This window comes from Paraburkholderia sp. JPY419 (genome assembly GCF_050435705.1).
In the GTDB taxonomy this organism is placed as follows: domain Bacteria; phylum Pseudomonadota; class Gammaproteobacteria; order Burkholderiales; family Burkholderiaceae; genus Paraburkholderia; species Paraburkholderia youngii.
Genome location: NZ_JBNDKV010000004.1, coordinates 1,171,238 through 1,186,146, shown reverse-complemented (window position 1 = coordinate 1,186,146; position 14,909 = coordinate 1,171,238). Strand labels below are relative to the sequence as shown.

Sequence of the window (14,909 nt, the reverse complement as noted above, 5' to 3'; positions counted from 1 at the left end):
TTGGGTCCGCCGCGCGAGGAATGCGGCTTGACATCTTATCGGCACTCTTAGCATTTTGTTTAACTTATTTGCGCCTTTCCAACAGGGGCCAAAACGGGCTCGCGGACGAAGGCGGAGCCGCACTGGAAGGCTTGTCCGAGGGCGGGCCGCGCTATGCGGCGGAGCGCGGGTCGGACGACGGATTGGCGTCCTGACGGCTCAGCGCGAAGCCCTCGTCGAGCCAGCCGGTGACGCCGCCCGCCATCAGCTTGACGGGCCGGCCAAGCCGGGCGAGCCGTAGTGCGCCGCGCGCCGCGCCGTTGCAGTGCGGGCCCGCGCAGTAGGTGACGAACAGCGTGTCCGGCGCATAAGCCGCGAGCTTCGACGCGACGATCTTGCCGTGCGGCAGATTCAGCGCGCCTGGCACGTGGCCCTGCGCGAACAGCGCGGGACTGCGCACGTCGAGCAGCACGAAGCCGGGCGCGCCGCTCGCGAGCGCGGCGTGGACGTCGGCGCAATCGGTTTCGAAGCGCAGCGACGCGTGGAAGTGCGCGATCGCGGCGGCGCTGTCGGCGGCGGGAATCGCGGTGACGGCGTTCGGGGCGGTGGTGAGGTTGTCGTGAGTCATGGCAAGGAACGAGGAGTTGATCGGGTGGTCTGGTGGCCGAGTCGATTGTGACGAGCGGCGGGTCACCCGGTAAGTGGCGTGATCGTCAATCTTCGGTAACATCTCGCCATGCACAATCATCTCGTCGTCGCGCTGGCCTACGACCGGCTTTGCACCTTCGAATTCGGCTGCGTGACCGAACTGTTCGCGCTCGAGCGTCCCGAGCTCGGCGTGCCGTGGTATCGCTTCGCGGTCTGCGCAGGCGAGCCCGGTCCGATCCGTGCGGCGGGCGGCATCACGCTGGCCGCGCCGTACACGCTGAAGCTGCTCGCGAGCGCCGACACGATCGTGATTCCGGGTTGGCGCGATGCCGACGAAGTGCCGCCGGCCGCGCTGCTGCGCAGGCTCAGCGCGGCCTACGAGCGCGGAGCGCGGCTCTGCTCGATCTGCTCGGGCGTGTTCGTGCTCGCGGCGGCCGGCGTGCTCGACGGCAAGACCGTGACGACCCACTGGCGCTACGCGGACAAGTTGCAGCAGCGCTATCCGCAACTGCGCGTGCAGGCCGACGCGCTGTATGTCGATGAAGGGCAGGTGATCACGTCGGCGGGATCGGCGGCCGGGCTCGACATGCTGCTGCATCTGGTGCGGCGCGATCATGGCAGCGCGGTCGCGAACCGGGTCGCGCAACGGCTCGTGGTGCCGCCGCACCGCGAGGGTGGCCAGGCGCAGTTCGTGCCGCGTCCGATGCAGCACGACGAAAGCGGACGGATCGCGAAGCTGATGGACTGGCTGCGCGGCCATGCGGCCGAGCCGCATACGCTGAGCTCGCTGGCCATGCGGGCGGCAATGAGCCCGCGCACGCTGCAACGGCAGTTCCGCGACGCGACCGGCATGGCGCCTTATGAATGGCTCGTCAGGGAGCGCGTCGCGCTTGCGCGTGAGTTGCTCGAAGCGGCGATGCCGCTGCCGATGGCGCGCGTCGCCGAGCTGGCGGGGTTCGGCTCCGAGGAGTCGTTGCGGCGGCATTTTCGGCGGATCGCGTTGACGAGTCCCGGGGCATATCGGCGCAGATTTGGTGGAGAGGGGTGAGCGCGCGCAGAGCTCGTCGTGACCGCTATCAACGATGCTCAACGCGCCGGGTCCGCTGCATGCGCACGGAACCCGGCATTGAATTCGCTGCACGCGCCGAGGTCACAGCAGCAGGCACGCAGCTCACGTCGAGCTTGCTCATTCAACGGAACCCGCTATGTCCGACATCGCAAAGATCATCGCCAGTTTCAACGCCGGGCGCGACCCCGAACGGCTCGCGATGAAATACAAGGCCATGCGCGGCTCGCCGTTCGTGTTTCTGCGCGGCACCTGTCATCTGTTCTATCAGCGTCTGCCGCGCGCGAGCGTGCTCGACGACGCGCCGCACGTGTGGATCTGCGGCGACATGCACCTCGAAAATTTCGGCAGCTACAAGGGCGACAATCGCCTCGTCTACTTCGATAACAACGACTTCGATGAAGCCTGTCTCGCACCGGCTCCGTACGAACTGGTGCGTCTGTTGACGAGCGTGCTGGTCGGCGCGGCCGACCTGAAGCTGAGCCGCGCGGAGGCGCTCGCGCTGTGCCACACCGCGCTCGATGCCTACAGCGCCGCGCTCGCATACGGCAAGTCGCGCTGGATCGAAGCGGAGACCGCGGTCGGCATGGTGCGCGATCTGTTCGTCGCGCTCGCGAGCCGCACGCGCGCCGCGCATCTGGACCGGCGCACGGTGCTCAAGGGCAAGACGCGCATGCTGAAGGTCGACGGCAAGAAAGCGCTGCCCGTCAGCGATGAGCGGCGCGCGGCGGTCGTGCAGTTCATGCAGCGGTTCGCGGCGACCGAGCCGAATCCCGACTTCTACCGCACGCTCGATGTCGCGCGACGCATCGCGGGCACGGGCAGCCTCGGTGTCGATCGCTACGTGATTCTGGTCGAGGGCAAGGGCTCGCCCGACGGCAACTACCTGATCGATCTGAAAGAGGCGCTGTCATCGTCGGTCAGTGCTCACGTGAGCGCAACGCAGCCGAAGTGGCAGACCGAGGCGCAGCGTGTCGTCGAGGTGCAGCGGCGCAATCAGGCGGTCTCGCAGGCCTTTTTGCACGCGGTCGAATTCAATCAGCGCTCCTATGTGCTGCGCGGTTTGCAGCCATCGGAAGATCGCGTCGCCCTTGCCGACTGGGACGGCAAGCTGCCGCGGCTCGAGGCGGTGATCAACAGCATGGCCGAGTTGAGCGCGTGGGCGCATCTGCGCAGCGGAGGACGGCAGAAGTCGGCGATCGCCGATGATCTGATCGCGTATGGCAGTCGGCGCGATTGGCAACTGCCGTTGATCGATCTGGCGACGCAGTGCGAGGCGCAGGTCGCGGCGGATTGGAAGGCTTATTGCGAGGCTTTTGATCGGGGGAGTTTCGAGGCGAGCGGCGCGGGCCAGTAGACGATCTTCGTCTCGCCAGCCTGCGAGAGCGTTAGCGCCGCTGACGGCGTCGCGGTGATCGGCGCCGCTCGATGACGAGCTGGGAAGTTGCGCGAGTCAGGCCCGCTCGCGATTGACGAAGCGGGAAGCGCAGCAGAATCACATGTGCGCGGGCCATACGGTCCGCGCGTCGAAAGTCGCGTTGTCTCATATGTGCCCCAGCAACTTCCACCAAAGCGGCCCAACCACCAGCCAGGCGACCATGTAAAACAGGCTCATCAAAAAGCCCGCCTTCCACCATTCACCCTGGGTCACGTAGCCCGCGCCGAACATCACCGGACCGGAGCCGATGCCATATTGCGTCAGGCAACCGTTCACATTGCTGAGAATGCCGAGCGAGACCGCGGCGACGAAGGGCGGGACGCCGGCGGCGACCATCAGCGCCATCGAAAGTGGAAACAGCGCGCTGATATGCGCGGTGGCGCTGGCGAAAAAGTAGTGAATGTAAACATAGATCGCCGCCACCAGCATATAGACGGCCAGCATCGGAAAGCCCGCCAGATGCGCTCCGAATTCCTTGCCGAACCAGGCCACCATGCCATATTCGTTGAGCTTGGAGGCCAGCATGATGAGCAGGCCGATCCAGATCATCGTGTCCCAGGCGGACTTCTCGTTCAGCGCGTCCTGCCAGGTCAGCACGCCGCTGATGAACAGCAACGACACGCCGATCGCCGCCGCGAGCGTCGCGCCGATGCCGATATCGTCGCCAAACACCCACAGCACCAGCAAGCCGACGAAGATGCACGCCATGATGATTTCTTTGACCGAGATGGAGCCCATCGTCGCGAGCTCCCGTTGCGCGAGGTCGGTCGCATCGGGGGTGCGTCTGACGTGCGGCGGGGCGATCCACAGCATCGCGATCGGAATCACGGCGAGGCACAGCAGACCGGGGATGGACGCCGCCAGCGCCCAGTCGAGCCAGCTGATCGACACGCCCTGGTCGGCGGCCAGCTTGACCGCCAGCGGGTTGCCCGCCATCGCCGTGATGAACATACCCGCCGTGATGATGTTCGCGTGAAAGGCGCAGAGAATCAGATAGCGTCCCACCTTCGCGCGTGATTCCGGATCGTCGGCGTGGCTGCCCAGCACTTCGGAAATCGCTCGTGTGATAGGCAACATCACGCCGCCCGCGCGCGCGGTGATGCTCGGCATCGCGGGGGAGATCACGAGTTCGGTCAGCACGAGCCCGTAGCCGAGCCCCGTCGTGCGCTTTCCCAGCAATCGCATGAACAGAAGCGCGATCCGGCGGCCAAGGCCGGTCTTGATCACGCCGCGGGAAATGAAAAACGCGAGCATCACGAGCCAGACGAGGTCGGTGCCGGTGGATCGGGTGACGTCGGCGAACGTCAGGACGCCGACCAGCACGCCGATGGTCGAGCCGATGATGGCCACCACCGACATCGGCAGCGGGGCGGTCATGATCCCCGCAATGGTCGCGACGAACACGGCGAACATATGCCAGGCCTTCGGCTGCAGGCCGGCGGGCGCGGGCAAAAACCACAGCACGAGGCCGACCGCGACCGGCACCAGATATTTCCAGATGCCCGCCGGCAGTCCGACCGAGGGCTTCGGCGTGGCGGGCGGGGAGCTGGTGGGCTGTGAAACCTTGGCAGGTGTGGGAGCCATGATGGACCTCGTGCCGGCGTTGCTGGGTCTTTTCGGAGTGCGCGAGAAAGCGTCACCGCTCGTGAAGCACGCTTTGCGTCGCCTCCTTGACGATGCGCGCGCTGCCCAGCAAGGCCTCGCGCTCGATAGGGTCAAGTTCAGGATAGGCGATCAGGCGCGCGCCCGCGCCATTGACGACCATCGGCAGCGACACGCACACGTCCGGTACGCCTTCCACTTCGGGCTGGACGATGCCGACCGTCAGGATCAGATCCATGTCGTGCACGATGGCCTCGCAGATCCTGCCTATCGCGCTGGCGATGCCGTAATGCGTGGCACCTTTGCCTTCCTTGATGAGCTTCGCCGCCTCGTGGACGGAGCGCAGGATCAGATCCCGGCTGGCGGGGCCCAGTTCCTTGCCGTTCCTCGTCAGGAAAGTTTCGAGGGGCATGCCGCAGACGGTCGCGGCGGACCACTGGATCACCGCCGATTCGCCATGCTCGCCGAGCACATAGGCGTGGATCGCGGAGGCCACCACGCCGAGCCGTTCGGACAACAGGGAGCGCAGCCGCCCGGTGTCGAGCGAGGTGCCGGTGCTGATGACGCGCTCGCGCTCGCCACGCAGCTGGTCGTAAACGGCGCCGGCCAGCACGTCGCAGGGGTTGGTCGCGATCAGGTAGATGGCCTCGGGCGCGAGCGGTGCAATGCGCCCGACGATTTCGGTCGCGATCTCCGCATTGGTTCTGGCAAGGTGCAGGCGCGTCTCGCCGGGTTTGACGCCGGCGCCGGCCGTGATCACGACGATGTCGGCGTCGCGCGCGTCTTCGTAGTCCCCTGCGCGGAACCGGCTGTGCCCCCAGAATGCCGCGGCATGGGCGAGATCCAGAGCCTGCCCTTCAGCGCGCACCCGCGCGACGTCGATGATGACGACTTTCGCGCTCGGAATGGCCAACGCCACGAACAGGGCTGCCGATCCCCCAACCAGCCCCGCGCCGACTATAACGATCTTGGCCTGCCGCATCGCGAACCTCGTCAAGTTCGGGTTTCACCCCGAAGCATAGTCGCACGCGCGCGTTTGTCATCAATCAGACCTTAGTCCTACGCGGCGGCGCGCGTTTTTTCGTCTCTGAAGAGAAGGCGAGCGCTCGGTCAGTTGCGGCGACATCGGTTGCCCGGCACGCCGCGCGTCTGCGAACTGGCGCCTGAATTCAACCGGTGTCATGGCCTTGGCGGCTTTGAATTGCCGGTTGAAATTCGCCGCGTTTGCAAACCCGGAGCGCGTCGCAATGACGGAAATCGGCGCTTGCGTGTCCGTCAACATCCGGCACGCGTGGCCGATTCGCACGCGCGTCACGTAGCGCCCGACGCTCTCGCCAAGATGCTGCGTGAAATGCCGCGTCAAAGAGCGCTCGGACAGCCCCGACGCCCTTGGCAAGCGCGGAAAGCCGCAGCGGATGCGCGAACTTTGTCTCGATCAATGCGAGCGCGCGATTGAGCTGATCGGATTCGTGGCCAGTGGCGGCGCCGGTCCGCGCATCGAATGCGCTTGGGGATGCGAGCGGCGTGGCGGGAAGCGCCGACAGCAGATCCAGCACGTCGAGCGCCGCCTGCAAGCGTTCGCGCGGTTTGTCGGACAGCAGGCGGTCCAGGTGCTCGCGCATGCGCGCGCCGGCACCCTCTTCGAATGCGAGGCCGCAGGCCGCTCTGCGCAACAGGTCGCAGAGGCTGTTGTATTCGGGGCAGACATCGGCGAGTCGCCGCAGCCACGCGCCGTCGAACCAGACGACGATCGCGACCTGCGGGTGCGCCGCGTCGATCGAGCGGTTCGAGGCCCAGGTGTGCGGCAGATTCGGCGGCACCAGCACCAGATCGTCCGCGCCGTAGGTCGCGACCGAGTCGCCGATGTACCGCTTGCCCTGACTGTTCATCGTCAGCGTCAGCTCGTACTCGGGATGGTGGTGCCATTCGAAAGGGATGCGGGGCAGCCGGCGGTGATAAACCCTGACCGAACAGTCCCGGCCAAAATCCACATGTTCGAAAGCGGCTTTCATGTCCGAAATCGTCAAATCATTGACCGGATAGTATCACGCGCGCACTGCTCGTTCGCGTACGCTTCAAGCATCAGAAACCCCATGGAGACGATGCAATGGCCTTGCAAATCGACGACCTGCCGGCAGCCATCCGTCAAGCGAAGCGCGAACTGCGCGCAATGCTGCCGAACTACCGTGAAGTGTTCGCCGACGTCGCAGCGGCGATGACGAAGGAGGCCGAGCGAATCGCAACGCTGCGTGAGCGCGGCGAGCCGGTGATTCCGGAAATCCAGTTCGCCGACATCGTCGCGAACCGCGTCACCGACGAGCAGATCGCGCTCGTCAAAGCTCGCGGCGCCTGCGTGATCCGCAGGGTGTTCGACCGGTCGCTCGTCGAGCAATGGGATCAGGACATCGCGGAATACGTCGAGCGCAACGACCTCGACGCCAAGCTGCTGAATCGCGCGGAAGACAAGTACTTCGGCCAGCTCGCTTCGAGCAAGCCGCAAATCTACGGCGTGTACTGGTCGAAGCCGCAGGTGCTCGCGCGCCAGTCGAGCGCGCTCACCCAGGCCCGCGTGTTCCTGAACCGGTTGTGGCGCACCGAGAGCGAAGGGCGCGTGCATTTCGATCCGAACCATGTGCCGGTGTATGCGGACCGCCTGCGTCGCCGGCCGCCCGGATCGGAATCGCTCGGATTGTCGGCCCATTGCGACGGCGGTTCGGTCGAGCGCTGGATCGAGCCGAATTTCCGCAACGTCTATCGCCATGTGTTCTCTGGCCACTGGCGCGACTACGATCCGTTCGATGCCGCGTGGCGCACCGAAGTCGAGGAGATCGCTTCGCCGGCCGTCTGTTCGATGTTCCGCACGTTCCAGGGCTGGACCGCGCTGACGCCGCAAGGTCCCGGCGACGGCACGCTGCAATTGGTGCCGATGGCGAACTCGATGGTCTACATCCTGTTGCGCGCGCTTCAGGATGATGTCGCCGAAGACGATCTGTGCGGAGCGATTCCGGGTCGCGCGCTGTCGATCAAGTCCGAGTATCACGCGCCGCTGTTTCATGCGCTGTCGTCGATTCCGTTGATGCAGGCGGGCGACACCGTGTTCTGGCATAGCGACGTCATTCACGCGGTCGAGGACGCGCATCGCGGCAACGGTTATAGCAACGTGATGTATATCGCTTCGCTGCCGGCCTGCGCGAAAAACGATGCGTACCTGAAGCGGCAACTGCCGAGCTTTCTCGAAGGCAGCAGCCCGCCGGATTTTCCGGCCGATAACTTCGAAGTCGATTTCGTCGGCCGCGCGACGGCGCACGATCTCACCGAGCTTGGCCGTGCGCAGATGGGCTTCGATTCGTGAGCGGAAAGGACATGGCTGCCTCTGGACCGGGAGCGGAACTTGCTGCCATTTCAGCATGGCAACGACCCAAGGAGGAGCGGCCATGGCCACCACACCGAACAAGGACGAAAACCCGATCCGGCCGGATCAGTCCGACGTCGTGCAGACGGATCTGCCCGACATCGGTCCATCGCAGGACCCGGACGCGCCGCCGCTCGATCCCGACATCGACCCCGATCGCGAAGACGACAAGCCGTAGACGAGCGCATTCGCTCGATGAATAAAATAGATCTGCCGCTGGGCGGTTCAGTGCAGCGTCAATCGTGGCGACGGGCTGATGCCACAGCGCAGCGCGTGCGCGCGGCGTGTCCCTGCGCCGCTACAACTGACTCTCGATCGCGGCTTTGTCGATCACCGACCAGACTTGCTGGATCTTGCCGTCACCGAACTTGTAGAAGACGTTCTCGCAGAACTCGACGCGTTTGCCTTGCACGGGAAGCCCGAGAAACATGCCGATGGGCGTGCAGTCGAAATGCAATCGGCTTGCGATATGCGGCGGCTCGCAAACCAGCATCTGAATCTCGAAGTGCAGGTCCGGAATTTCGCGGAAATCTCTTTCCAGCATCTCGCGATAGCCCGGCAAACCGATTCGTTGTCCGTTGTACTTCACGTCTTCGCCAACGAAGTCCCGCAGCTTTGACCAGTCCTGCGTGTTCAGACAGGCGATATAGCCGCGATAGAGTTTCGACAGATTGAATTCGCTCATCGCAATCGTCTTCCATGCCTAAGTAGATAAGCCGATTGTCGGCGATCTGGGATCTAGCGTTGAATGGCGGCTCCCTCGATGCACCCCGCATCACCCTCGCACGGATGCGAGAAACCCTCTCCAGACAAACCCGGATTGCTGCTCCGATTTCGCCACTGTTATCGTTCACTCGACAGTGTGGAAGCGCTTCCACTTAAGTGTTCACAGTAAGTTCGAACGAGAGCGCATCGAGTTCCACCACACCCGGTTCAACGACCTCATCGCAGGAGAGAATCCGTGGTAAACAACGCATCCGCAGTCGTCGACGCCGAACAACCAAGCGCTCACGGCGACCCGCATTCCGATCCATTCACACCGCCCGCCGATTCGTCGCTATGGCGCCACGATTTCCTGCTCGGCGCGGCCACCGCGTCGTATCAGATCGAAGGCGCGGTCAATGAAGACGGCCGCCTGCCGTCGATCTGGGACACGTTCTCGGCCACGCCGGGCAAGGTGCTGGCGGGCGATACCGGCGCCGTCGCATGCGATCACTATCATCGCTGGGAACAGGACGTCGATCTGCTTGCGGGCCTCGGCCTCGAAGCGTACCGGCTGTCGACCGCATGGCCGCGCGTGATGGACGAAAACGGCGCGCCGAACCACAAGGGGCTCGACTTCTACAAGCGCCTGCTCGGACGGCTCAAAGAGAAGAACATCACGACTTTCGTCACGCTGTATCACTGGGATCTGCCTCAGCATCTCGAAGATCGCGGCGGCTGGCTCAATCGCGAAACCGCGTACCGTTTCGTCGATTACGCGGATCTGATGAGCCGCGAACTGCACGGCTTCGTCGATGCGTGGGCGACGCTCAACGAACCGTGGTGTTCGGCGTATCTCGGCTACGGCAACGGTCATCACGCACCGGGACTCTCGAACCTGCGTTTCGCCGCGCAGGCCATGCATCATCTGCTGTTCGCGCACGGTCTCGCGATTCCGGTGCTGCGCGCGAACGATCCGCGTTCGCACAAGGGCATCGTCGCGAACGTCGGGCGCGGCACGCCGAATAGCGACAGCGCCGCCGACCGTCGCGCGGCCGAACTGTTCGAAGTTCAGCACAACGCGTGGATTCTCGATCCGCTGTTCAAGGGCGAGTATCCGCAAGACCTGTTCGAGCTGTGGCCGGGCAGCGAGCCGCTGGTGCTCGAAGGCGATATGCAGACGATCAATACGCCGCTCGATTTCCTCGGCATCAACTATTATTTCCGCACCAACGTGGCGAGCGACGGCGGTCATGGATTCAAGGACGTGCCGCTTGCAGATGTCGAGCGTACGCAGATGGGATGGGAGGTTTACCCTGACGGTCTTCGCGATCTGCTGACCGGCTTCAAGGACACCTATGCCAATCTGCCGCCGATCTACATCACCGAGAACGGCATGGCATCGGACGACAAGGTCATCGACGGCCGCGTCGAGGACACGCAGCGCATCTCGTTCCTGAAGCGCCATCTCGCCGCGGTCGATCAGGCGATCAAGGCGGGCGTCGACGTGCGCGGCTATTTCCTGTGGTCGCTGATGGACAACTTCGAGTGGGCTTTCGGCTATGAGCGGCGCTTCGGCATCGTGCACGTCGACTACCAGACGCAGAAGCGCACGATTAAACGCAGCGCGGAGCTGGTGTCGAAATTCCTCGAAGATCGCAAGGCGCGGGCGCAATAAACACGATCAAAACGACGCAGCAACGATGTAAAACCGGGTGGAGCTGGTTGGTATTTCGACTTGACACACGGGCGCGGAGCCTGGAGGAGACGGAATGAACAGCAACAGAATGGTCTTGCGAGGTGTAGTTGCGGCACTGGCGCTGTATGGCGTCGTCGCGCACGCGGAGCCGCTCAAGGCTAACGTGATTCACTGGTGGACCTCGGGCGGCGAGTCGGCCGCAATTCGTCAGTTTGCCGTCGCGTACGACAAGGCCGGCGGCCAATGGGTCGACAACGCGGTCGCCGGCGGGGACCAGGCGCGCGCCACCGCGATCAACCGCATCGTCGGCGGCGATCCACCCACAGCCGCACAGTTCAATACGTCGAAGCAGTTCCACGATCTGATCGATCAGGGACTCCTGAACAACGTCGACGACGTCGCCGCGAAGGAAAACTGGAACGGCATTTTTCCGCAATCGATTCTCGACAGCATCCGCGTGAAGGGCCATTTCTACGCGGCGCCGGTCGACATCCATATGCCGGCGTGGTTCTTCTACTCGAAGCCGGTGTTCCAGAAAGCGGGCATCGCGAGTGAGCCCAAAAGCTACGACGAATTCATCGCCGATCTCGGCAAGCTGAAGAGCGCGGGCGTGATTCCGCTCGCGTTCGGCGGTCAGCCGTGGCAGGAGAAGATCACGTTCGACGCGGTGCTCGCCGATGTGGGCGGCCCGGACCTGTATATGAAGGTCTATCGCGATCACGATCAGAGCGCGGTGAACTCCGAGGCGTTCAAGAAGGTGCTCGTGTCGTTCAAGAAGCTGCACGATTACGTCGACCCGGGCTCGCCTGGCCGCAACTGGAACGACGCGACCGCGCTCGTGACTTCGGGCAAGGCCGGCGTTCAGATCATGGGCGACTGGGCGAAGGGCGAGTTCCTCGCGGCGAATCAGACCGCGGGCAAGGACTTCGGCTGCTTCCCGGGCTTCGGTCCGCGTTCGCCGTACCTGGTTGCGGGCGACGTGTTCGTGTTCCCGAAGACCGACAGCGCGTCGGCGATCAAGGCGCAGAATCTGCTCGCCACGGTAATGACCTCGCCGTCCGCGCAGGTTGCGTTCAGTGCGAAAAAGGGCTCGATTCCGATTCGGGGTGACGTCGACGAAAGCAGCCTCGACATCTGCGCGAAGGAGGGCATCGCGATCATGAAGGACAAGTCGCGCCAGTTGCCGAACCCGGAAATGCTGCTGTCGCCCGATACGCAAGGTGCGCTGACTGACGTCGTGACGAACTTCTGGAACAAGAACGAGTCCGTCGACGACGCGCAGAAAGCGTTCGCCAGCGCGCTGAAGGGCTAGGCCTCGCCATGCACGCGCTCAAGCTGCCAGCCGAGGGTTCGAACCCACCGGGCAAGTCGCAACCCAGGCCGCGAAACAAGCCGCTGAACCGGCGGTTTTCGATCGCGGTGTGGCTGGCCTTGCTGCCGATGCTCCTGACCGTCGTGTTCACGTATCTGGGCACGATGGTCTGGACCGCGCGCGTGTCGCTCAGCAATTCGCACACGTTTCCGTCGAACGACTTCGCGGGTCTCACGCAGTACGTACGGCTGTTCCACAACGACCGCTGGCTGATGTCGCTGCAGAACATCGTGATCTATGGCGCGTGCTTCATCGTCGCGTGCATGGTGATCGGTCTGCTGCTGGCGATCTTCATCGATCAACGGGTGGTCGCGGAAGGCGCGTTGCGCACGGTGTTTCTTTATCCGTACGCGATGTCGTTCGTCGCGACCGGGCTCGTGTGGCAGTGGATTCTGAATCCCTCGCTCGGTGCGCAGCAGGTGCTGCGCAACCTCGGCTTCCCGCATGCGCGCTTCGACTGGATCGTCGATCAGGACTGGGTCATCTACACGATCGTGATCGCGACCGTCTGGCAAGCTTCGGGCCTCGTGATGGCGCTGCTGCTCGCGGGCCTGCGCGGCATCGACGAAGAGTTGTGGAAAGCCGCGCGCATCGACGGCATTCCACGCTGGCGCGTGTATGCGAGCATCGTGGTGCCGATGCTCGGACCGTCGATCTCGACCGCGTTCGTTCTGCTGTTCGTGATGGTCGTGAAGCTGTACGACGCTGTCGTCGCGATGACCCAGGGCGGCCCCGGCACCGCGAGCGAAGTGCCGGCCAAATTCATCATGGACTATCTGTTCGGACGCGCGAATATCGGTCTTGCGTCGGCAGCATCGATCGTGCTGCTCGCGACGGTGCTCGCGGTTCTCGCGCCATTCTTCTATGCACGCAGCCGTGCGGCGCTGCGCGGGGAGAGAGGATGAACACGCTCGATTCCACGCTCAAAGGCGGCCTGCCGCAGCGCGCGCGCACGCGGCCTCGCCGCTCGGTGTTCTCGCCGGCGCGCCTCGGCATCTACGCGTTCCTGCTGACCGCCGCGGTGTTCTTTCTGTTGCCGCTCTATGTGATGCTGGTCACGTCGGTCAAACCGATGAGCGAAATCCGCCTCGGCAATCTGCTTGGGTTTCCGATGCATTTCACGCTCGACGCGTGGGTTGCCGCATGGCAGTCGGCCTGTACCGGGCTCGATTGCAACGGCATTCGCGTCGGCTTCTGGAACTCGGTGCGCATCGTCGCGCCGAGCACGGTGCTGTCGATCATGGTCGGCGCGGTGAACGGCTACGCGCTGTCGTTCTGGCGGCCGCGCGGCGCGGGTCTGCTGTTCGGCGTGCTGCTGGTCGGCGCGTTCATTCCGGTGCAGGTGATGATCTATCCGCTCGTGCGGGTGCTCGCGAGCGTGCATCTGTTCAGCTCGCTGCCCGGCATCGTGCTGATTCACACGATGTTCGGCATGCCGGTGATGACGCTGCTGTTCCGCAACTACTACGCGTCGATACCGCTGGAGCTGTTCAAGGCCGCGCGCATCGACGGCGGCAGTTTCTGGCGCATCTTCTTTCAGCTGATGCTGCCGATGTCGACACCGATCATCGTCGTCGCGCTGATCATGCAGGTCACGAACATCTGGAACGACTACATTCTGGGCCTCGTGTTCGCCGGCACGAAGAATCTGCCGATGACGGTGCAACTGAACAACATCATCAACACGACGACCGGTGAGCGGCTCTACAACGTCAATATGGCGGCGACCATTCTGACGTCGATGGTGCCGCTCGCGGTTTATTTCATCTCGGGCCGCTGGTTCGTGCGCGGCATTGCGTCGGGCGCCGTCAAGGGATAAGGCATGACAGACATGGCTAATACGATCGATGCGGCCGCCGTGCCGGGTGCAAGCGCGGGCGCTGCCGCCGACGCCGCGGCGGTCACGCACCCCGCCAATGTGGCGGTCCGCAATCTGACGATTCGGCTCGGCGCGAACACGGTGATCGAGAACCTCGATCTCGACGTGCTCGCCGGCGAGTTCGTCGTGCTGCTGGGGCCGTCGGGCTGCGGCAAGTCCACGCTGCTGCACAGCATCGCCGGATTGATCGACGTCAGCGACGGCAGCATCGAGATCGCCGGCGAGGACATGACGTGGGCCGATCCGAAAGATCGCCGCATCGCGCTGGTGTTCCAGTCGTACGCGCTCTATCCGACCATGAGCGTCGAGCGCAACCTGTCGTTCGCGCTGCGCATCAACGGCACGCCGAAGGCGGAAATCGCAAGGCGTGTCGCACGCGCGTCGGAGATGCTGCAACTGGGGCCGCTGCTCAAGCGCAAGCCGTCGCAGCTGTCGGGCGGACAGCGGCAGCGCGTCGCGATCGGCCGCGCGATCGTGCGCGAAGCCGATGTGTTCCTGTTCGACGAACCGCTGTCGAACCTCGACGCGAAGCTGCGCACCGAGCTGCGCCGTGAGCTGAAGCAACTGCACCACAGCCTCGGCGCGACGATGATCTACGTGACGCACGACCAGGTCGAGGCGATGACGCTCGCGACACGGATGGCCGTGATGCGCGGCGGCGTGATCCAGCAGTTCGGCACGCCGGCCGAGGTCTATGCGCGGCCGAACAACCTGTTCGTCGCGACCTTCCTCGGCTCGCCGGCGATGAATCTGCTGAAGGGCACGCTCGAAACGCGCGACGGCGTGCTCCACTTCTGCTCCGGGAATGCGCAGATCGACGTGTCGGCATACGAGTTCACGCAGGCACCCGCGCACGGTGTGCCGTGCGTACTCGGTGTGCGCGCCGAAGACGTGCATATCACGGCAGGCGGCAGCGAGCGCGGAAAAGTTTCGCTGATGGAGCCGATGGGCACCCACCGCGTGATCTGGCTCGACTATCATGGCGAACAGATCGCGTCGATCGATCAGACAAAAGCGCCGATTGTGGAAGATGACACCGTGGCGTTCTCGTTCGACGCCGCGCATGTCTCGCTATTCGACGAAGCGAGCGGCGCGCGCTTATAACGCCGCGC

At 64.2% G+C, this 14,909-nt stretch carries 13 protein-coding genes and 1 pseudogene; 9 read left to right on the top strand and 5 right to left on the bottom strand.

From position 1 onward, the window contains the following. Positions 1-151: 151 nt before the first annotated feature. Entirely contained in the window at positions 152-607 is a 456-nt protein-coding gene (locus tag QFZ91_RS33900; protein WP_429569877.1) for a rhodanese-like domain-containing protein, read from the bottom strand. A 108-nt stretch (positions 608-715) separates the two neighbouring features. Between QFZ91_RS33900 and ftrA the strand changes: the two genes are divergently transcribed. Both ftrA and QFZ91_RS33890 read left to right on the top strand, forming a co-directional pair. After that, positions 716-1,675, top strand: a complete 960-nt coding sequence (gene ftrA, locus QFZ91_RS33895; protein WP_429569876.1) for a transcriptional regulator FtrA — start codon at positions 716-718, stop codon at positions 1,673-1,675. 157 nt (positions 1,676-1,832) lie between these two features. Beyond that, on the top strand, positions 1,833-3,050 hold the full coding sequence (locus QFZ91_RS33890; RefSeq protein ID WP_429569875.1) for a DUF2252 domain-containing protein: 1,218 nt from the start codon (positions 1,833-1,835) through the stop codon (positions 3,048-3,050). 186 nt (positions 3,051-3,236) lie between these two features. On the opposite strand, the gene QFZ91_RS33885 is transcribed toward QFZ91_RS33890, so the two are convergent. The 3 genes and pseudogenes from QFZ91_RS33885 to QFZ91_RS33875 all read right to left on the bottom strand — a co-directional run bounded on the left by QFZ91_RS33885 (position 3,237) and on the right by QFZ91_RS33875 (position 6,745). Continuing rightward, positions 3,237-4,715 (bottom strand): DASS family sodium-coupled anion symporter, encoded by a 1,479-nt coding sequence (locus tag QFZ91_RS33885; RefSeq protein WP_429569874.1) that lies wholly within the window; start codon positions 4,713-4,715, stop codon positions 3,237-3,239. Positions 4,716-4,767: 52 nt separating this feature from the next. Next, entirely contained in the window at positions 4,768-5,715 is a 948-nt protein-coding gene (locus QFZ91_RS33880; protein WP_368715891.1) for a lactate/malate family dehydrogenase, read from the bottom strand. A 60-nt stretch (positions 5,716-5,775) separates the two neighbouring features. Beyond that, positions 5,776-6,745 (bottom strand): annotated as a pseudogene (locus tag QFZ91_RS33875) (helix-turn-helix domain-containing protein). Between the two features lie 95 nt (positions 6,746-6,840). Between QFZ91_RS33875 and QFZ91_RS33870 the strand changes: the two are divergent. Next, the gene (locus QFZ91_RS33870) at positions 6,841-8,085 is read left to right on the top strand and encodes a DUF1479 domain-containing protein (protein ID WP_429569873.1); all 1,245 of its coding nucleotides are present in this window, start codon (positions 6,841-6,843) and stop codon (positions 8,083-8,085) included. 82 nt (positions 8,086-8,167) lie between these two features. After that, a complete protein-coding gene (locus QFZ91_RS33865) occupies positions 8,168-8,323 on the top strand; it encodes a hypothetical protein (protein WP_018433572.1) in 156 nt (51 codons plus the stop codon). A 120-nt stretch (positions 8,324-8,443) separates the two neighbouring features. On the opposite strand, the gene QFZ91_RS33860 is transcribed toward QFZ91_RS33865, so the two are convergent. Next, positions 8,444-8,830, bottom strand: coding sequence for an ester cyclase (locus QFZ91_RS33860; RefSeq protein ID WP_429569872.1), 387 nt, complete (start codon positions 8,828-8,830; stop codon positions 8,444-8,446). Between the two features lie 276 nt (positions 8,831-9,106). Between QFZ91_RS33860 and QFZ91_RS33855 the strand changes: the two genes are divergently transcribed. From QFZ91_RS33855 to QFZ91_RS33835, 5 genes are all read left to right on the top strand, one after another. Beyond that, positions 9,107-10,525 carry a GH1 family beta-glucosidase gene (locus QFZ91_RS33855; RefSeq protein WP_429569871.1) on the top strand — a complete coding sequence of 473 codons (1,419 nt, stop codon included), beginning with the start codon at positions 9,107-9,109 and terminating at the stop codon, positions 10,523-10,525. A gap of 94 nt (positions 10,526-10,619) precedes the next feature. Further along, positions 10,620-11,858: an ABC transporter substrate-binding protein gene (locus QFZ91_RS33850; RefSeq protein WP_429569870.1), complete on the top strand. Its 1,239-nt coding sequence runs from the start codon at positions 10,620-10,622 to the stop codon at positions 11,856-11,858. An 8-nt stretch (positions 11,859-11,866) separates the two neighbouring features. Beyond that, positions 11,867-12,823 (top strand): carbohydrate ABC transporter permease, encoded by a 957-nt coding sequence (locus QFZ91_RS33845; protein ID WP_176124737.1) that lies wholly within the window; start codon positions 11,867-11,869, stop codon positions 12,821-12,823. Then, entirely contained in the window at positions 12,820-13,737 is a 918-nt protein-coding gene (locus QFZ91_RS33840) for a carbohydrate ABC transporter permease (protein ID WP_176381022.1), read from the top strand. Before QFZ91_RS33845 ends, QFZ91_RS33840 begins: the two co-directional genes overlap by 4 nt. A gap of 3 nt (positions 13,738-13,740) precedes the next feature. Next, entirely contained in the window at positions 13,741-14,901 is a 1,161-nt protein-coding gene (locus QFZ91_RS33835; protein ID WP_429569869.1) for an ABC transporter ATP-binding protein, read from the top strand. Positions 14,902-14,909 lie beyond the last annotated feature (8 nt).